At 50.0% G+C, this 19,546-nt stretch carries 15 protein-coding genes; 7 read left to right on the forward strand and 8 right to left on the reverse strand.

Annotation, left to right across the window (positions count from 1 at the left end):
* Positions 1-48 precede the first annotated feature (48 nt).
* Genes MJZ25_01860 through MJZ25_01870 form a run of 3 tightly spaced genes read left to right on the forward strand, consistent with a single transcriptional unit; the run spans position 49 to position 4,152 of the window.
* Entirely contained in the window at positions 49-2,301 is a 2,253-nt protein-coding gene (locus MJZ25_01860) for an ATP-binding protein (protein ID MCQ2122908.1), read from the forward strand.
* On the forward strand, positions 2,301-2,675 hold the full coding sequence (locus MJZ25_01865) for a response regulator (GenBank protein ID MCQ2122909.1): 375 nt from the start codon (positions 2,301-2,303) through the stop codon (positions 2,673-2,675). The genes MJZ25_01860 and MJZ25_01865 overlap by 1 nt, the downstream gene beginning before the upstream one ends.
* Positions 2,676-2,694: 19 nt before the next feature.
* Positions 2,695-4,152 carry a sigma-54-dependent Fis family transcriptional regulator gene (locus tag MJZ25_01870; protein ID MCQ2122910.1) on the forward strand — a complete coding sequence of 486 codons (1,458 nt, stop codon included), beginning with the start codon at positions 2,695-2,697 and terminating at the stop codon, positions 4,150-4,152.
* 17 nt (positions 4,153-4,169) lie between these two features.
* Here MJZ25_01870 and MJZ25_01875 read toward each other — a convergent pair whose 3' ends face one another.
* A complete protein-coding gene (locus MJZ25_01875) occupies positions 4,170-5,135 on the reverse strand; it encodes a class I SAM-dependent methyltransferase (protein ID MCQ2122911.1) in 966 nt (321 codons plus the stop codon).
* A gap of 99 nt (positions 5,136-5,234) precedes the next feature.
* On the opposite strand from MJZ25_01875, the gene MJZ25_01880 reads away from it, so the two are divergent.
* Positions 5,235-6,038: a sigma-70 family RNA polymerase sigma factor gene (locus tag MJZ25_01880; GenBank protein ID MCQ2122912.1), complete on the forward strand. Its 804-nt coding sequence runs from the start codon at positions 5,235-5,237 to the stop codon at positions 6,036-6,038.
* Positions 6,039-6,109: 71 nt separating this feature from the next.
* Here the strand turns inward: MJZ25_01880 and nrdR are convergent, their stop codons facing one another.
* From nrdR to MJZ25_01910, 6 genes are all read right to left on the reverse strand, one after another.
* Entirely contained in the window at positions 6,110-6,553 is a 444-nt protein-coding gene (gene nrdR / locus MJZ25_01885) for a transcriptional regulator NrdR (GenBank protein MCQ2122913.1), read from the reverse strand.
* Between the two features lie 112 nt (positions 6,554-6,665).
* Positions 6,666-8,732, reverse strand: coding sequence for a transketolase (locus MJZ25_01890; GenBank protein MCQ2122914.1), 2,067 nt, complete (start codon positions 8,730-8,732; stop codon positions 6,666-6,668).
* A gap of 183 nt (positions 8,733-8,915) precedes the next feature.
* Positions 8,916-9,575, reverse strand: a complete 660-nt coding sequence (locus MJZ25_01895) for an N-formylglutamate amidohydrolase (protein MCQ2122915.1) — start codon at positions 9,573-9,575, stop codon at positions 8,916-8,918.
* Between the two features lie 17 nt (positions 9,576-9,592).
* Positions 9,593-10,840, reverse strand: coding sequence for a glutamate-cysteine ligase family protein (locus MJZ25_01900; GenBank protein ID MCQ2122916.1), 1,248 nt, complete (start codon positions 10,838-10,840; stop codon positions 9,593-9,595).
* Positions 10,837-12,339: a RimK family protein gene (locus MJZ25_01905; protein ID MCQ2122917.1), complete on the reverse strand. Its 1,503-nt coding sequence runs from the start codon at positions 12,337-12,339 to the stop codon at positions 10,837-10,839. The genes MJZ25_01900 and MJZ25_01905 overlap by 4 nt, the downstream gene beginning before the upstream one ends.
* An 84-nt stretch (positions 12,340-12,423) precedes the next feature.
* Positions 12,424-13,116, reverse strand: coding sequence for a peptidase-C39 like family protein (locus MJZ25_01910; GenBank protein MCQ2122918.1), 693 nt, complete (start codon positions 13,114-13,116; stop codon positions 12,424-12,426).
* Positions 13,117-13,301: 185 nt separating this feature from the next.
* On the opposite strand from MJZ25_01910, the gene MJZ25_01915 reads away from it, so the two are divergent.
* Genes MJZ25_01915 through gmk form a run of 3 tightly spaced genes read left to right on the forward strand, consistent with a single transcriptional unit; the run spans position 13,302 to position 17,386 of the window.
* Positions 13,302-15,902, forward strand: coding sequence for an NPCBM/NEW2 domain-containing protein (locus MJZ25_01915; GenBank protein ID MCQ2122919.1), 2,601 nt, complete (start codon positions 13,302-13,304; stop codon positions 15,900-15,902).
* A gap of 6 nt (positions 15,903-15,908) precedes the next feature.
* Positions 15,909-16,826 (forward strand): glycosyltransferase family 2 protein, encoded by a 918-nt coding sequence (locus MJZ25_01920; protein ID MCQ2122920.1) that lies wholly within the window; start codon positions 15,909-15,911, stop codon positions 16,824-16,826.
* Between the two features lie 2 nt (positions 16,827-16,828).
* A complete protein-coding gene (gene gmk / locus MJZ25_01925) occupies positions 16,829-17,386 on the forward strand; it encodes a guanylate kinase (GenBank protein ID MCQ2122921.1) in 558 nt (185 codons plus the stop codon).
* Between the two features lie 29 nt (positions 17,387-17,415).
* Here gmk and priA read toward each other — a convergent pair whose 3' ends face one another.
* Positions 17,416-19,527 carry a primosomal protein N' gene (priA, locus tag MJZ25_01930; GenBank protein MCQ2122922.1) on the reverse strand — a complete coding sequence of 704 codons (2,112 nt, stop codon included), beginning with the start codon at positions 19,525-19,527 and terminating at the stop codon, positions 17,416-17,418.
* Positions 19,528-19,546 lie beyond the last annotated feature (19 nt).

Genomic DNA, 19,546 nt, shown 5'->3' on the forward strand with positions numbered 1-19,546 from the left:
ATTCTGTCATTTACAGCGTTAGCATTGTCATTTTATTTTCCCGTCTTGATGGGAAGTAAGATGACCGTGCAAACGGTTCCAAATTCGTTGAAGAAACTCGTCATCATCAACATTATCTGGAACTTGTGCAGCATCATCGGCATCATCTTCTTTAGCGGAGAAATTGAATCAGGCTCCACGGCATATAATCTTCGTCAAGTCCTTGTCGGGTTCCAAGCTTTGGCATGGGTTCGATTGGGCATGGTTTCTTATGAAATCGGCGAAATGATCATGTTCAGCAAAATAACGACGTTGCGATATGTATCCAACATTTTCGCAACCGTTCTTATTATCGCTATCACCGTTCTATTTATACTCGACCCTACCATTCTTTCGAACCTGGATTTCCTTGAATTCAAGATACTCAAGACCAATCCGATTTTTGCCTGCTATTGCGGAATCTACTTGCTATTCATGCTGCCGGTATTCATCGGATCCATTTACCAGCTTCTTCACGGATCCATACAGGCCATGGACCAGGCATTGGCAAATACGGGTGCCTACATGGCAGGCACTTACGCCTTCTTCGCAACCATCGCATGCGCCTTCGACATTATCATCCCCTTCACAGTCAATCTGCAGACATGGTCCGGACCGTTCCATTTCATGGTCTGGCATCAGTTCCTGACACTGTTCCTCACCTTCCTTTGCGGCCAGTACTACACGTCCATTTCCTTCAAGAATAAAAGTTCTCTCTGGTTCCTTAGGAAGATCATCAGCAAGATGGACGATGGCATCATCTACTTCAACGATGATGGAAAAATTGAATACGCAAACTACGGTGCCGTAAAGCTTCTTGACACTTCGGCCGAAAGCCTCCAGGGGAAATCCATTCGAAGCGTGTTCCCCCCGAATCTGAACTTTTTCAATGAGTTTGTCTATAACGACATTCAAATGGACATCAAGGGAGAACGTCACTCCTTCAAGATTCATTTCTTCAAGGTCCGTCAGACCATGACAACCTTGATGAATGTCGCCTACTTCATTGACCAATCCAAGACTCTGCTTCTTCAAAAAGACTTGAAGACCTTGAACGAACAGTACGTGGAATACACCCACGACTTGGTGCGTTATCAGGACAGATTAAATAGAGAAGCTAGAATCAAGGCCGAAAAGGAAAACGTCCTGAACACCTTGATTAACGCATTGCCTTTTAGAGTCTGGTACAAAAACGAACAGGGCGTTTACCAGAAGCAGAACCAGCTTGACTTGGACAATCAGGGTTCTCTGGAAGGAGTCAATGATTCCTTTGACAATATTTCTCCTTACGAACGTAACGCACGTGAAAATGGTGAAGCAGGGGTTTATACCTCCTACGTAAACAAGGATGGTGTAGAAGTTACCCAGGACGAGGCAAACCGACTGACCAAAAACGGAGAACTGGTACAGACCTTCGACAACATGTACATCCCTATCCTTCAGGGACAAGCCCCATTCAAGACGCTTTGCATCAAGGTGGACATGACGAAGCAGCGTCGCCTGGAACAGGAACGAAACATGCTCCGCGAACAAAAGTTCATCCATAGTCGTCTCGAAGAACTGGGTACCATGTGCGGCGCCTTCGCCCACGACTACAACAACATTCTCGGATCCCAGATTGGTTTCTGCCAGCTGGCCCAGGAAATGCTTCCCAAGGAACATCAGGCCTACATGTTTATCAGCGAAGCTTTGAAGGCCGCAGAACGTGGCAAGACCTCCTTGGAAGAATTGCTGAATGCAATCCGCGGAAATGCAAAGTCAGCAACCCCTGCAATCGTCATTTCGCCCTACATGATCATCGAAGACGTGGTGAAGAAGCTGACATTGACTTTGCCGCCGAACATCACCCTCAACAGCGAGAACATGGATCACAGCATCAAGATCCGCGGCATCGTTGCTTCGTTGGACCGAATCATCAGCAACATGGCAAACAACGCTATTTTCGCCATGAAGGAAACCGGTGGTACGCTCACCTTCCAGCTGATTCGCGACGAACTGGCAGAACAGTTGGTTACCCCCTTTGCGCCGCCCATTCCTGCAGGCAAGTACGCAAAGATTATCATCTCGGATACTGGTTCCGGCATGGACTCCAGCACCTTGGAACGCATTTTCGCACCGTTCTTTACCACAAAAGCACCTGGCGAAGGCCTTGGTTTAGGTCTTTCTTCCGCCCTTCGACTGCTAAAAGAGGGAAACGCGTACTTTACTGTGCAAACAACCCTCGGCAAAGGAACTACATTTAATCTATATTGGCCTTTAGAAACTGAAATCAAGGAGAGCTAATGTCTACCATCTTGGTAATTGACGATGATGAACAGTTCAATCTGATGTTGAAATCCGCTCTTGAAATCAAGGGCTACACTGTAGAGACCGCAAGCAATGGCCGTGACGCCAAATCTCTCTATCAGAACAACAAGTATGATGTAATCATCACTGACATCATCATGCCGGACGTGGATGGCTACGAAGTCATTTTGGACCTGCGCCGTTTGAACATGAGCGACCGCACTATCGCTGTTAGCGGTGGCGGACGTACTGCTGCAGAAGACTACCTGGTCACTGCACAGCACTTCGACGTTGCAGCAACCTTCAACAAGCCCGTGGACCTCCAGGCTCTGCGCGCCAAGGTTGAAGAAATCATCAAGAGCCATTCCTAATAGGATTCTCTTCTAGAAAATGAACATCCTAATTGCGGATTCCGACCAGAAATTCGTAAACGACATCCAGCGTTCTTGGTCTGTGCCGAACACAAATCTTTTGACGTGTTCCGACGAGAGCGTTTTGATGCCTATGGTTAAGAAGGATTCGATAGACTTGGCGTTTATCGAAGTTCCCTTCTTGATGATGGACAACATGGATATGGTGAGCTACCTGAAGGAGCGTCACCCAGGGATTGAAATCTTCATTTTGTGCGACGACCGCAACTGGCAGGGCGCCGCAAGCGCCATTACACGAGGCGCAAACAGTTTCCTCAAGAAGCCCATTACGTTGTCGCTTCTGGAAGCAACTGCCCAGAAGATCCAGGCACAACTGCAGAACAAGTCCAACAGCCAGCTCATGGAATCCCAGGTGCTGGACAGCCTTTTGGGCAACACTGCAGAAATGCGCAAGATCCTCAAGACCGTATACAAGATTGCGCCCACAAACAGCACCGTCTTGATAACCGGTGAATCTGGTTCCGGTAAGGAATTTCTGGCTAACGTAATCCATCGTTACAGCAAGCGCGCTACGGAGCCCTTCGTAGCTGTGAACTGCGGTGCTATTCCCGAGAACCTGGTGGAAAGCGAATTGTTCGGTAGCAGAAAGGGCGCCTACACTGGTTCCACCACCGACAAGAAGGGTTTGTTCGAATCCGCCAACGGTGGCACCTTGTTCCTTGACGAAGTGGGCGAACTCTCCCCCGCAACACAGGTCAAGCTTCTGCGTTTCTTGCAGAGTCACGAAATCCGTCGCGTGGGCGAAACTGAAGCCCGCTACCTTGACGTCCGCATCATCGCAGCAACCAACAGGAACCTTCAGGACCAGATGCGTAACGGCAACTTCCGTGAAGACCTGTACTATCGTTTGAATACGTTCCACTTGCAGTTGCCGCCTCTTCGCGACCGCAAGCCGGCGCTCCCCAACCTGATCAAGTATTTCATCTTGAAGAACAAGGAATCTCAGGGCAAGGAAATCATTGACCTGGAACAGGCTGCACTTTACGCACTGACCAAGTACCAGTACCCGGGCAACATCCGTGAACTGGAAAATATTTTGGAACACGCCATCGTTCTTTCCGAGAACGGCATCATCCGCTTGGAAGACCTTCCTGAAAACGTCCAGGAATGCGCCAAGGAAAAGACCATGGCCATCCCCCACATCAAGGGCTCAGAGGCCATCACCGAAAGTGCTGTCGTAGAAGATCAGCCCCGCCAAATCGGTTGCGGAGAAAGTGTTCCTGCACAGGCGGCAGCCTCTGTTCAAAGCGGTGAAATTCTCACTTTGGAAGAAATGGAACGTCGCCACATTCTGAACGCACTCAGTGTCTGCAACGGCAACCGCACCGAAGTCTGCAAGAAGCTCGGCATCAGCCGCGCTACACTTTGGCGTAAGCTTAAAGAACTTAAGATTGAAATGGAAGGCGGCGAAGACTAGCGCGAATTGCGTCGGCCTTAAACTTCCACAAGGGTAGCTACAAGGCAAGAATCCTTGGTACTGCCACTCCCCACAAAATCAATATCCTGAGAACGTTTCCAGACGGTCTGTGCATTAGCATGAACTGTTCCTACGGCATCGCGTACACTACGAGCGAAGGCATTCAAATTGAACTCGCTGTAGTTGGAACTAACCATGAAGAATCCCTTAGGATTCAAGAGCGTGGCACAGTCCGCCACCAAAGGCATCAGGTGTTCGCGCACATTGAAATTCGCACCCTTGAAGCGAGCGAAGCTAGGCGGATCCAGAACGATTCCGTCAAACTTCAAGCCCTTCTTCTGGGCCCAGTGAACATACTCCACCGCATTACCGCGGAAGAATTCTCCCGGTCGTAAATCAAGACCGTTCAACGCATAGTTTTCACGGCCCTTGTCCAAAATCTTTCCACTGATGTCGGCATTGGTCGCAATAGTGGCTCCACCCAGTCGGGCATGCACAGAGAATGTGCAAGTGTAACTGAAGAGGTTCAGAAAACGACGACCTTCACACATTGCGCCCACATCAAGACGCACGTGACGCATATCCAAGAACAGGCCCGGATTCACCGTGTCCAAAAGGTCCACATTCAATGTGGCCTTGCCTTCGCGCACTGTACCCAAGGAATCCGCAGCAGTGCCAATCAGCACATCCATAGGCGGGTTTTCCAGGGACTTTCCCGAACGGGAAAGGCGTTCCTTAGTCACAAGGCAAATAGGACTAAAAGCCTCGCCCACAGCTTCTGCAATCACGTTTTTCTGGGACAGCATCTCGGGACCGAAAAACTGAATCTGGAACCTGTTTCCAAAACGGTCCAAGGTCATTCCAGGAAAACCATCTGCAGCTCCATTCACCACGCGATAGGCGTCGGTAACGTCAAAAAGAGGACTGCGCTTTTCGTTGGCAGTCTGCAGAAGATCCTTTAATTCGGTCAATTTCTGGGGCATGGACAAAAGCTAAAAAAAAAGTGGCGAAGCTTCAACATTGTCCGTATTTAAAGAGAGAAGAGAATCATCAAAGCCTTTAATTTCAAGAGGAGAACCAACATGGCAGAGACGACAAAGACCCAGTACAATACCGTGAAATGGATCAAGGAAAAATTCAAGTCGGAACACCCCTTGTCCAAGGACGAAGAAGATTTGCTTTTCAATCTAGCGAAGAAAGGCAACAAAACTGCAAAGACAAAACTTTTGAAAGCCAACATGAAGTTCGTAATCCAAGTGGCGTCTAGTTACCATAACGAGAGCCTGACCCAGGAAGAACTGATTAACGAAGGAGCCATCGGGCTTTGGAAGGCCATGGACTATTACGACCCGTCCCGAGGCGTACGCTTTATCACCTATGCGGTGTGGTGGATCAAGGCGTCCATCACTCGCGCCATCAGCGAGAAAGGAAGCATGGTGCGGCTCCCCCTCAATCAGCAGACTCTGCTGCATAAGGCAAGGGCGAAAAGCGGCGGCCAGCAGCTCCCCGCCGAAATCAAGACATTGGAAGCCATTAGCGGCAAAACGATCTCCCTAAGCGCCACCTTTGACAACGAAAGCGGTATAAAGTTGGAAGACATTATTGCCGATAAGAACGCAGACAATCCAGAAGAGTCTACAGAGAAATACTTTATCCGAAAATTTGCGAACAAGCTGCTCAACAAATTGCCTGCAAGGGAACGGCAGATTGTGAAGGATTTGAATGGCGTGGACCGCGACTGCACCAGAAGCATCCGTGAGGAAAGCCTATTCCTCGGACTTTCCCGCGAGCGCATCCGTCAGCTAAGAGACCAGGCAAGGCTTCGCCTTCGCCGCACCAATAGCGACGGTCATTTGAACCCCTCGTTAATGGAAATCATGTCATAAAAAAGGAGCCTTTCAGGCTCCTTTTCAAATACTGCGACGCATGTTTTCGCGAGGCAACTTGCGTTGAAAAATTACTTGTCCAGAGTCTTGATTTGGTCAACGAATTCGCCCACTTCCTTAAATTCGCGGTAGATGGAAGCGAAACGAACATAGGCCACCGGGTCCAACTTCTTCAGTTCCTGCATCACCAGATTACCAATCTGTTCGTAGGACACTTCAAAGTTTTCTGTAACAGTCAATGCATTTTCAACGTTGATTGCCACCTGTTCCATTTCCATAGTGGAAATGGGGCGTTTCTTGCAGGAGTTCATGATACCCTTCAGCAGCTTTTCGCGCTGGAAGGCTTCATGTTCACCACTACGCTTGATCACGGTAAGAGGCTGAAGTTCCACGTATTCGCGGGTAGAGAAACGACGACCGCATTCGACGCATTCACGGCGACGACGGATGTAGGAGCCGATAGCGCGGCTATCGACTACCTTGTCGTTATCTTTCTTGCAAAACGGACAGATCATGATTAGTGGTTGGTGGTTAGTGGTTGGTGGTTAGAAACTTTAGAAAACGTTCATCTCTCGCATTTCCTGTTTACGGAATCAAAGATTCCTAACCACTGTTTACTAATCACTTTTAGTTATTCTTCTTGAATTCCTCGACGTTAGCCTTGTATTCAGCCAGGTATTCCTTAGCGGCAGCCACAACTGCTTCCGGAGTGTAACCGAATTCCTTTTCCAGGACGCCAGCTGGAGCGGAAGCACCGAAGCGTTCCAGACCGGAAACCTTACCGAAGCCACCCACGACCTGAGCGAACAGGAGCGGGAGACCGCTGGACTTGGCGAACACCGGAGTCCACGGGGTAATGATGGAATCGCGGTATTCCTTGCTCTGGCTCATGAAGAGAGCCGGGCTGATCATGGAGACCACGCGAACCTTGAGACCTTCGGCGCGGAGAACATCTGCAGCGTCGTGAGTCAAGAGAACGTCGGAACCGTTGGAAACGAAGGTGAGGTCCGGACGGGCTGCACCGCAGTTGTCACTAACAACGTAAGCACCCTTACGGCACTTGGCAGCGTCAACCTTGCGATCACCCGGGAGAGTCTTCACGTTCTGGCGGGTAAGAATGATAGTGGTGGGGCTATCGTTGTTTTCGAAAGCCATTTCCCAAGCGGCAACAGTTTCGAATGCGTCTGCCGGACGAAGGACCAGCATTTCGGACTTACCGTTAGCCTTCTTGAGGCCTTCCAGCAAACGAATCTGAGTTTCGTGTTCGATAGGCTGATGAGTAGGACCATCTTCGCCAACGCGGAAGCTGTCATGAGTGTACATGAACTTCACCGGCAGGCCCATGAGAGCAGCCATACGGAGAACCGGCTTCATGAAGTCGCTGAACACGAAGAAGGTTGCGCAAATCGGATAGAGACCGCCGTGGAGGGCGATACCGCAGCAGATAGCACCCATGGTAAGTTCGGCAACACCGACCTGGACGAAGCCGCCCTTGAAGTCGTTTGCGCGGAAGATACCGGTCTTGTTGAGGAAGGCCTGGGTATTATCGGAGTTAGAAAGATCAGCAGAAGAGCAGATGCAGTTCTTCACGTTTTCAGCCAGGTGACCGAGGATGGTACCAGAGGTAACGCGGGTTGCAACGCCTTCCTTGAGTTCGAGACCGGTGAGGTCAATCTTCGGAGCCTTGCCAGAGAGCCATTCCTTGAGGGTTGCTGCCTTTTCAGGATTTGCAGCGTCCCAAGCAGCCTTTTCCTTCTTCCAGGCTTCGACTTCCTTGCGAAGTTCGGCCTTGCGAGCTTCGAATGCTTCAGCAACGTCCGGGAAAATCTGGAACGGTTCTGCCGGATCGCCACCGAGGTTCTTCACGGTTGCGTCGGTAGAAGCACCAGCGGCATTCAGCGGCTGGCCGTGGGTAGAGACAGCACCTTCGAAGGACTTGCCGTCTTCGGCAATGGCGCCCTTAGCCATGGTGGTGTGACCGATCACGATGACCGGTTTTTCAGTTTCTGCCCAAGCAGCCTTGAAAGCCTTGCGGAGAGAGGCAATGTCGGAACCATCGGAGTCAATGACGCGGAAACCCCATGCTTCGTACTGCTTCACGAAGTCGTGGCTCATCACGTCTTCGCAGCGGCAGGAAAGCTGGACCTGGTTGGCGTCATAGAAGAAAATCAAGTTGGAGAGCTTGAGGTGACCAGCGACGCGGCCCACGCCGTAAGCGATTTCTTCTTCGAGACCGCCATCGGAAACCAGGCAAACCACCTTGTGGTTCAGGATGTCGCCGAAACGTTCCACCATGAAGCGTTCTGCGATAGCGTTACCGAGGGCAAGACCATGACCGATACCGAGGGGGCCACTGGAGTTTTCGATGCCGAGGGCAACTTCAACTTCCGGATGACCAGGGGTACGGGAACCCAACTGGCGGAAGTTCTTCAAGTCTTCCATGGAGAGCTTACCCTGGAGGGCAAGTTCGGAATAAAGAAGTGCAGACATATGGCCCGGGTCCATGAAGAAACGGTCACGGGCTTCCCAGTTGGGGTTTTCAGGGTCAAAACGGAGGAATTCTGCGAAAAGGAGGGTGGTAGCGTCAGCTGCACCCATGGCTCCACCCGGATGACCGGACTTTGCCTTCTGCACCATGGCAGCGGAAAGAATTCGAACGTTGTCGGCCGCTTTTGTAACTAATGCGTCTTGCACTTTATATATCCTCTCTCTAGTTTTAGAACGATGAGCCGTTCCAAATTTTGAGCCAAATTTAGTTTTTTAACACCACTCTTCAAGGTGAACAAACCTATTTGTACATTAAAATGTAAAGAAAGGTACTTTCCCCGCCATTAAGCTACACATTTGAACAGGAAATTCGGTAAAAAACGTCAAAAATCAGCGAAAAAGTCGTTGGTTGAACTCTATTTCGAAGCCTGCATAGGAAGAGGAAATCTTTCGAAGGGCGGTGCACAAACCATCAGTTTTCCCCTGGTACGGGTAATTTCGACAGACTTTCAATTCAGGTGCGCGGGACCGGATTTCATCGATGATTACGTCTGCAATTTCTTTCTCCAAGGGGCGACTAGGATCATAAAGGACTCCCACATCGGCATTTCTTTCTTTTCCGTCCAGCACAGGCGTAAAACTGTGTATCGCCAAATGGAAAATGGGCTTTTCCGACGATCCAACAAAATTTTCCAGGGAATCTCGATAATCCAGGTAGTAAGCGAAAGCCTTTTTTCGCAAGGCATAATATTTAGCTACAGTGCGGTCATCAGCCAACGGAGCTGGAGCGCAATGTTCCCAAAACTCGCTGAAAACACTTTTATTCCAAAGGCTACGATTCAGGTCTATAAACAGCCTGCTGTATCTTCCTGCAGAATAGAAATCCGGTTTCAATTTCCTCACCAAGGCGTCATAAAGTTCCACCGCCCCAATATCGTATCCACGATGGGTATTCAGAATTTCCCGGGGAATTTCCAAATTACGGGCAAAGGAAGGAATGTCGTTGCGAGCATGTTCGCAAGTAACGATCAACTTAAAATCATCAAACATATGTGTCCCGGAGAACCTTACTCCACGTCGTACAAAGTATTTTCTGCAAGGCAACGGGCCAAGCGACCGTATTCGCAAACAAAATCGTCACGTCCCGGATTTGCCCCAACGTTTTTCACCAGGGCGCTGGCGAGAGTCCCGCGGTTGAACATTTTCTGGAGAAGAGTCAGAGAGTGGGCGGAAATCTTGGACTGAACTTTTGCGGTGATTTTCTTGATGAGTTCGCCTGCCGTGATTTCGGAAGCTTCGATACCGAAGGCTAGCAGGAAGTTCTTGTCGCGAATGATCGTCTTTTCGGCGAAGCGGGTGGTGTCCAGCAAGATTTTTGCGAGGGCTTCCGTCTCCAGCTTTTTCACACGGTTCAATGCGAAGGAAGAATCCAGCCCGGTGAAAGCTCCTTCGGTAAGACCCTTCAGCACCGCCACTTCCCATTCAGCGATGGCGATGTCGGCGTCGGGGCATTCCTGAATGTCCACCAGACGGATTTCCACGGCACCCCGGTCAAAGCGGGCGATGGCGCCACGACTATTGAGGAAAAAATGATTCAGCAAATGCTCCGGATCGTGGGGAGCGATATCCGCCTTCACCTTCTCGAAAATCTGCTTGTTGTAATCGTCGTAGGTGAATACGGCTTCCGGAATCACCATGCCTGCGATGCTGGGGATGCGATCCTGATTGTGGCGGTAAGTTTCGATACGGCCATCCAGGTAACCGCAGTATTTTCCATCCAGGAAGGGGCTGGAAGCGGCGATGGCAGGAATCAGGGGCAAGAGGGCGCGAATGGCTGCATGCAACTTCCCGAATTCTTCATCCCCATTGAAACTCAGGTTGATGTGGGTGCTCTGGAGGTTTGCCCAACCGTGGCCCTTGCAGTTGAAAATGCGATCGTAGGTCTCGTAGATTTCATTGCAGTCGTATGCCCACAACTGCATTTCCGCAGGATCCATAAAGGGGTGGGCTGCACTAGGCAGGAGCATGGCGTTAATGGACTTCAGCTTCTCATTGGCCAGCAGGATTTCCTTATGGAAAGCGGCACCAAGATTTTTCAGGTGGTCCACGGGGTTTGCGCACTTGAATTCCAAAACATGACTCACCAGCTCGTTGGAAAGCCCAATGCTACCGTGTTCCACATCGGAAAGCTGTTCGCCGTTCTTATCACGACCCAGGGGCACGTCTGCACGAGGGAGGACATTTAAATTGTCACGGTCAACGATCATGTATTCCATCTCGATGCCGTATTTTTGCCAAAGTTTGTAGGAGTTCATAGATAGAATGCTCTCTCGTGTTGAAGTAGTTTTTGTTGGGCTGCGTTCAGGCGGTCTTCGATGCGGTGGCGCAAGGAACGCATGATGGCAGCGTAGATTTTTCTTTTACCGACCTGATCTTCAATCCCCGCGTCGATACTGGGGTTATCGTTGACTTCTACTACAATGGGGAGTCCGTTCCATTCCTTAAGATCCACGCCATACAAGCCGTTGCCAATCATGCTGCAGATTTTAAGCGCAGTCTTTACAACGCCATGAGGCACATTTTCAATCGGCAGACAGTCGAACATGCCGCAAATTTCATCCTTGTCCTCGCTGGCCCAGTTATAGATTTGCCAGTGGTCCTTTGCCATGTAGTATTTGCAGGCATAAAGAGGCTTTCCGTCCAGCACGCCAATGCGCCAGTCAAAATCCGTGGGGGTAAATTCCTGGGCAATCAAAAGGTCGCTGGTCGCGAACATCTTGTTCAGCGTATCTTCCAGTTCCTCGTTGTTGGTCACCTTCTTCACGCCCATGGAAAAACTGGAATCCGGAGACTTCAGCACCATAGGAAACCCGATTTCCTTGGCCAAGGTGTGTCGATTTTCGGAATGGGCGATAATGGTCTTTGGCGTATGGATTTTTGCAGCCTGCATCAGTTCCTGAAGGTACACCTTGTTGGAACAGCGGAGGATGCTATCCGGATCATCGATGACAGCGATACCCAAGGATTGTGCGCGGCGGGCAAAACTGTAAGTGTAATGATTGACGTTGGTGGTTTCGCGAATGAACAGAGCGTCAAATTCACCGACGCGGTGGTAATCCTTACGGGTAATCAGTTCCACACGGAAACCCGTTTCTTCGGCGGCCTTGATGAAGTTCTGGATAGCCTGGGCGTTACTGGGCGGCTCCTTTTCTTCAGGATTCGTAAGAATGGCCAAGTCATACAAGTAGTCTTCTTCCTTGCTGGTGGCGTAACGATTCTTTTCGAAGTATTCTTGGGCGAACTTGTTCACCAGTTCCATGTGGGTTTCCGGAATTTCATCCACGCAAATGGGGCGAATGCTCTGAATGAACCATTTCTGCTTAAAGATGAATTTGGCACGAAGAAGGGGCGCCTGGAACAGACGGTAAAGTTCCTGGGAAAGTTCCAAGTACTGGGGGCTCACATTCTGGCCGAAATAAATACTCAGGACGAACTCGGTTCCTGTCAACTTATGTAGACTCTTCTGAATCAAGTTGTCGATTTCGTCGGAAATATGCTTGATCACCGCAGTGGTCTTGAAATCACGCATATTCTTGACACCAGGAATCACCTTGTGGCCACGGGCTTCCGCCAAGAGGGACACATAGTAGCCCTTGCTCTGGTAACTATAATCCCTGCAGAGGTTGAAAACACGGGTATTACGGTCACTGTTGTACTTTTGGGAAATAAGGTAGTCCTGGGCAGAAACAACTTCTACGCCGGGTACATTAAGCTTCCAATTCTTCGGGTTATAAACAACAATTAATTTTTTCATAGGAAATTTTGGGTATGCAGTGGTTAGTGGCTAGTAAACAGGATTGCAGAAAAATGTCCGCAACCACCAATCACTAGTCACTAATCACTTTTCTACTACAAGAACATTGCCGTCGTAGGTCATGACGCCAAGGAGAATACTGTGGACCAGTCGGAACTTATCCACCTTGTAGTAAGGGCCGCCGCAAAGAGGATTTGCGCAGTCCGGATCCGCCACCAGGAACTGTTTCTTTTCATCAAGGCCGTACAGCACTACGAAATGGCCGCAAGGATCCCCGATGATATCATCAAACACAGAGCGGTTGTTTTCGTTGGTGTATTCCCGCTTGCAACCGTAGAGGTACGTGGCCGAAAGTCCGCAAAGAACAGGAACGTTCTTCTTGAAATACTTCTCGAACATGGTCGCCCGCAAGTCAGCGGTTGCCACGGTGCCACCCAGGTCAATAAAGCGAATATAGGCTTCGATAGCCTTCTTCAGTTTTGGAGCATGCTTCGCCTTGTGGAGCTGCACGAGCTTTGCGCGCAACTCCGGCATCTTGAGGCCGCTCCAGCTGGGGTCGAAAATCTTGAGATTGTAAGAATAGATGGTAACCTTAAAGCCCCGCTTCAGGGCGTCGATACCCAGGAACACCCCAAGGGTACCACCTTCTTCAAGGAATTCGATTTCAGAGATGAGTTGTTGAAGGGAAAGGTTTAAGCCAAGATGCGCATAGACCGCGTGGAGGCTCGTGGGGCCGCAGGTCACGTCATCTGGCTGCGGCAGAATCTTGATGTCCATCGTTTGCCTCTGTCGAACGCCCTGGCCAACATGACCTAGGCCCTGAACTTGGCGGTGTCGGTATTACTATCTAGCCGTCGATTGGACAAGCATAAAACTACCAATATCAAAGTGCAAAAGCAAGGGGGATGGAAGAATATTTTTTTTCGTATTATCTATATTATGGAGACACCCAAAGGAGAACAATGAAAAACTTCGTCACAGGTCTTTTAAAGAACTTGGCTCACCCCGGAACCATCTTCGGGCTGATTGTCGCCATTGCGGTTCCGTTCCTCATTTATCTGGCTCCGAACATCGGCCATAAGGCTACCATCCAGAATCTGGATCTGAACCTTCCCCTGCCCCTGTTCTTCATCCAGCTTATCGCAGGGATTGTTCTTCTGGTTCTTTTGCGCAAGGATCTGAGAGACTGGTGCAAGGATGTTCTCCCGGCAAAGTCCTACTCCATTCTCGCCGTTGTTTTCGCAGTCGCCATCGCCATTTTCGCCGGCACACAGATCGAAGCCCGCCACCGCGTTCAGAGTGACGAAAGCGTTTTCCTTTCTGTGGCCCAGAACATGTATTATAACCAGCAGACTGGAACTTGCAACCAGGGTTATTTTGAAAACGGCAACCTGAACTGCGTCGCCACCTCCAACAGTTTCAAGACCAAGGGTCTCTCCTTCCTGTACCTGTTGGGCATGCCCTTCCTGGGAACCGACCTTCATTGGGTGTTCTCCGCAGAACTGCTGATGCTCCCGCTGGCAGTACTTTTAATGTTCCTCGCGGTGGTCGCCTGGACAAAGCAGCCTCTTTTGGCCTTCTTCGCAGCCCTCCTGACCGGCCTACAGCCCACCGTACTTTTCCAGTTCCGTTCCATGTCCGTGGAACCCCTCTATATTTTCCTCTCCGCCCTCGCATTATTCACCTTCAAGTGGGCTTACGACCGTAACACCGTCAAGCATTGGGCATTGAGCGCTCTGATCCTCGCATTCTTCGCCCAGACCCGTCAAGAAACTGTTTTCTGCTTTGCACCCTTCATTTTGATGGCCCTCCCCAAGCTGCTGGACGAGAAAGGCGCAAAGACTCCCGTTTTCTTCGTCATTCTTTCCGTTTTCACCGCTCCGGTCCTCCTGACCATCAGCTACTTCCAGGGATTCGGTTTCCAAGGTGGAGAATTCGAAGCCCACGGCCACTTCCTTGAAGACGTAAAACGTAACTGGGAAGTCATGACCCAGCCTCTCAAGGAAAACGGCGAACTGGCCAACCCCTTCCTTTCCTACTTTAACTACCTGTTTGCAGCCGGCGGCATTTACCTGATTGTTCGAGCCATCTACGATGCCACCAAGAAGAACTACTTCTATTTGAAGGTTCTCGCCTTCGTCATTCTTTACCACATTCAGACCTATGTGATTCTGGAAAACGTCTCCGGCGATTTCGGCATCGAAATCAACCAACGCTATAGCTTGGTGATGCTTCCCACCATGGCTTTCCTGGGAGCCCTTCCCGTCGCCCACCTGATTGAAGCCACCATGAAATACTCCGTTCCCGAAAAAACCTTGTTCAAGGGAACATTTATTGCAGGCGTTATTGTTGCCTTGTGCTTTGCCGGATGGACTGCCCACTACAAGGAATCTTTCAATAACAACATTATGTACAACCGCAACCATTTGACCATCGAGGAACACGAAATTCTCAGTTGGTTGAAGGAACAGCCCAAGGCAGAGCGTTTGTTCATTTACGGAAGACCCTGGCACTTCGTCGGTTACGGCATTTCTTCTATCCACTACGACAGAGCCCGTAAATTAAACGATGACGGCCTTAAGGAACTCATTAACAAGTACAATGGCGAAGTCTACTACATCCGCGGCCTGGATTGTTGGGACAGCAAGACCTACCATAAGAAGGCTGTAGAACATCGTATTCCAACAACTTGCGATATTTTCGAACGAGAAATGGACATGGATGGCGTGAAAAACATCCTTGTCACCAACAATTACTGGGTTCAAATCGCCAAGTTCAATGGCCGCAAGAATTTCAATCCCAAGAACATCATTGTAATTGATGAACCAACCCTCAGCAAAGCCGTTCCCGAAGAAAAGCTGAACTTGAATGAAATGGAAGAAAACACCGACGTCAACAAGATTGTCGTTGATTCCGTCAAGTTCAACTACAATCTCAAGGAAAACGGTGAAGCCGCAGGCGATTGGGATTTGCGCATTGTTCTGAACAACAAAAGCATGCAGTTCGGCAAGTACGAATTCGGCGAAGCCACTTTCGCCCTTCCCATTGACACCCTGCCACCCGGATACAGCAACATCCGTTTCATCATTACCAACAGAAATTCCGGAAAGATCATTGCCAACGTCAATAAGACTTACTTCAACGCTGCAGACGGAGTTGTCAATCTTGCAGACTTGAAGTACGAAAGTCATAAGCAGGACTGGGGATCGATGGGTTTCAATCAGACCATTGAAGGCCACAAGTTCACAGTCAACAGCAACACTTACGACAACGGCCTTGGCACACACGCATCTTCCGAAACTGTTTACAATATCGAAGGCAAATATTCCAGCTTCCGTACAAGCTACGCCTTGGACGACGAATCCATCTGTAGCGACGGCGTGTTCATTGAAATTTGGGGTGACGGAAATCTCCTCGCCCAGTCCCAGCCTTTCCAGAACGGAATCATCCAGACGATTACCGCCCGCGTAAAGGACGTTCAAAAACTGACTCTTAAATCTCGTCCTGTGGACGGCATCAACTGCAGCCACGTCGACTTTATTCAACCTGTACTTATCCCGTAGGCAATTATGTTACTTTCTGTAATCGTACCTCTTTATAACGAAGAAGAAATCGTCGCCACTACCTTCAAGGTCCTGGAAGAAGAATTGAAGGATGTGGAACACGAACTGATTTTCGTGAACGACGGATCCAAGGATAAGACTCGTGAAATTCTCGAAGGTCTCCTCCCCACCACTCCGCACAACAAGCTTGTGAACTTCAGCCGTAACTTCGGCCACCAGGCCGCATTCAGCGCAGGTCTGGACAAGGCTACCGGCGACGCCGTGGTGATTATCGACGGCGACCTGCAGGACCCGCCTAGCCTCATCCACGAAATGCTGGAAAAGTGGCGCGAAGGATACCAGGTTGTTTACGCCCAGCGTAACAAGCGTGCCGGCGAAACCATCTTCAAGCGCTTTACCGCATTCGCATTCTACCGCATTATCGGCAAACTCACCAGCATTGATATCCCCCCTGATACTGGTGACTACCGCCTTATGGACCGCTGTGTCGTAGACCAGTTGAAGAACTTGCCGGAACGTAGCCGTTTCCTCCGCGGCTTGGTTTGCTGGGTTGGTTTCAAGAAGATTGGCGTCAAGTACGATCGTGCAGAACGCACCGCAGGTACATCCAAGTACCCGCTGAAGAAAATGGTCCGTCTCGCCTTGGACGGCATTACCGGCTTTAGCTCCGCCCCGCTGAAGATTAGTTTCTACATGGGCATTTTCGCCACCTTGGTTGGCTTCGGCATTTTCGTATGGTCCATCCTCGAGAAGTTCCTTTCCCCCGCAACAACCGTTCCGGGCTGGGCCTCCCTCATGACTGCCATCGTCTTCTTCTCTGGCGTTCAGCTGATGACCATCGGCATTCTCGGTGAATATATCGGCCGCATTTACGACGAAGTAAAGCAGCGTCCTCTGTACATTGAAGACAAGAAACAGGATTAATCATGAAAAACAAACTATTTGTAATGAGTTCCGCTAGCGGCGCAGGTAAATCTACTTTACAGAAGGAAGTGCTTCCCGATTTTCCGGACATCAAGTATTCCATTTCCGCAACCACCCGCAAGCCCCGAGTCGGCGAAGTAGACGGAGTCCATTATTTTTTCAAGACTCGCGAAGAATTTGAAGAACTGATCAAGAACGACGGTTTGATTGAATGGAACGAAGTCCACGGTAACTATTATGGCACTCCCAAGAGTTTCGTGGAACAGACTCTCGCCGAGGGCAATCGCGTGTTGTTCGACCTGGACGTTTTCGGCAAGGTGAACTTCGACAAGGTTTATCCCGACGCAACCGGCATCTTGATTTTGCCGCCCAGCGACGAAGAACTGGAACGCCGTCTCCGCGGTCGTGGTACCGATTCCGAAGAAGTCATCCAGCTCCGTCTTACAAACGCCAAGAAGGAAGTGGAATTTGCCAAGACCAAGGGCAAGTACGAATACGTCATCGTCAACGATGACCTTCAGAAAGCTGCAGACGAACTCCGCGCTATTTTGAAGAAATAAAAAACAAGGGGTCAAGCCCCTTGTATCATTTAATCAATTTCGACCTTTATGTCGACGCCAGGAACCCAAGGTTTCGCACAGTTGACAACGGGATTTAGCACTCTGCGGACTGGATTCAGGTCCGCAGTTTTTATATACAGTTTCACCCAATGAACATTCTGGACCATGGAAATAAATGCATCCACAGGTCCAAGGACCATCAGGGACTTTTCTGCACGGAGCATTTGTTCCAAGCGGTTTACCGTATTGCGTAAAAGCTGTTCGTCGCGGCTTCCGCAACTGATTTCGACAAGCTTGCAGAACGGCGGGTAGAATGCGTCGCGCCGATCTCCAATTTCCTTCTGGGCGAATCCTTCAAAGTCGTGGGAAATGGCGAACTGCATAACAGGTTCCGAGGGCTTTAGCGTTTGTATGTACACCTGACCCGTGGAGTCTTCTGCACGACCCGCGCGACCTGCAGTCTGACTCAGCAACTGGAACATACGTTCCGTCGCTCTAAAGTCGGGAATTCCAAGCCCAGTGTCTGCGCCAACGACCCCAACCAGGTGCACACCTGGGAAATCATGGCCCTTGGCCACCATTTGCGTCCCGAGGAGTATGTTGTATTCACGGTTGCGGAAGGAGTCAAGAATCTTTTCGGTGGCGCCCACGTTCTGAGTTGTGTCACGGTCCATGCGGATGACTTTGGCACCAGGCACCCATTCCTGGATTTCTTCTTCCAGCATTTCAATAGCGCCACCGATAAACTCATAAGTCTCCGCACCGCAAGCGCTACAGGGAGAGTTCACCGGGTAAAGCGTGGCGCAGTAATGGCACATAAGGGAACCATACTGCTTGTGATACACCAGAGGAATATGGCAGTTCTTGCAGTAAAGCGTTTCACCGCATTCCGTACAAACTCGAATTTTCGAGTAGCCACGTCGATTCATCAAAACTATGGCCTGGTCGCCAGCGGCAACACACTCTGACAACGCCTCGCGAAGTTTCGGCGACAGCAAGATGCCTTTCTGCTGACGCACCTTTCCCATGTCCACAACGCTTACATCAGGCAATGGAGCCTGGGTCGCACGCTCTTTCAAGCGTAAAACCTTCAGGTGGCCCGCAGCCACGTTATTGTAGGTTTCAAGACTAGGAGTCGCACTTCCAAGAACCACAAGGGCGCCATGCTTATGTGCTAAATGGAACGCCAGTTCGCGGGTATGGTACCGCGGGGCGGGATCCTGTTGCTTAAAGGACGAATCATGTTCTTCATCCAGAATCACCAAGTCAAAATCAAAAGGTGCAAGAATAGCGCTTCGGGTACCCAGCACCACGCGGGCAGAGCCGTTCATAATAGCCACATAGCCATTACGCTTCTTGGGGGCGGAAAGCGCCGAATGCAGCACAACCACAGGCACCTGTAAGAAGGATTCAAAACGTTCCGCCGTCTGGGGAGTAAGCCCAATTTCAGGAACAAGAATCAAAACCTTCTTGCCCTGTTTCAAGGCCTCGTAGGCCAGTTCCTGATAAACTCTGGTTTTTCCAGAACCCGTGACACCATGAAGCAAAGTTCCGCGAAAACCTGTTCCATCCAAATCTGCAACCAAGGATTGCAGAGCGTTACTTTGTTCCAAAGTCAAGGGAGGCAGGTCCGGTTTCGGCAACATTTTCAGAGCGGAATTTTCCGAGCCGTTTTTCTCGGCAGCATCACCAGAGCCTTCTTCCGTCGAACTCTTTTCAAATGCCAGCGCTTCCAGGAACTTCTCAAAATCCGCAGGCCAGAAAACAAACAGGGCCTTCATGGGCGTGGAGATATAGTACCTCGCCACCCATTCCAGATTTTCCATATAACGTTCGCTGAACTTGAATCCCGACTGATGGGGGCAAGCCAGGCGAACATCAAAATTCGGGCGATCCTGGTGAACCTTGGAAACAACAGCCAAGGCAGGCTTCTTTCGGGTGGCAAACTGAACCCACACCAAATCTCCCCTCTGCAACGAAACACCCTGTGGAACCCCGTAGGTATAAACCGCAGGAGCCAAGGGAATGTACACCTCGCAAAAACAGGTCAACTGAGATGATTTGACCTTGAGATGAACTTCCTCGGGAGGGATAATTTTGGGGATTCGCTTTGCCACGGAGTCAAAGATAGTTAAACCCATCAAAAACCCCTCTTTTTTA

The organism is Fibrobacter sp. (assembly GCA_024399065.1).
Classification (GTDB): domain Bacteria; phylum Fibrobacterota; class Fibrobacteria; order Fibrobacterales; family Fibrobacteraceae; genus Fibrobacter.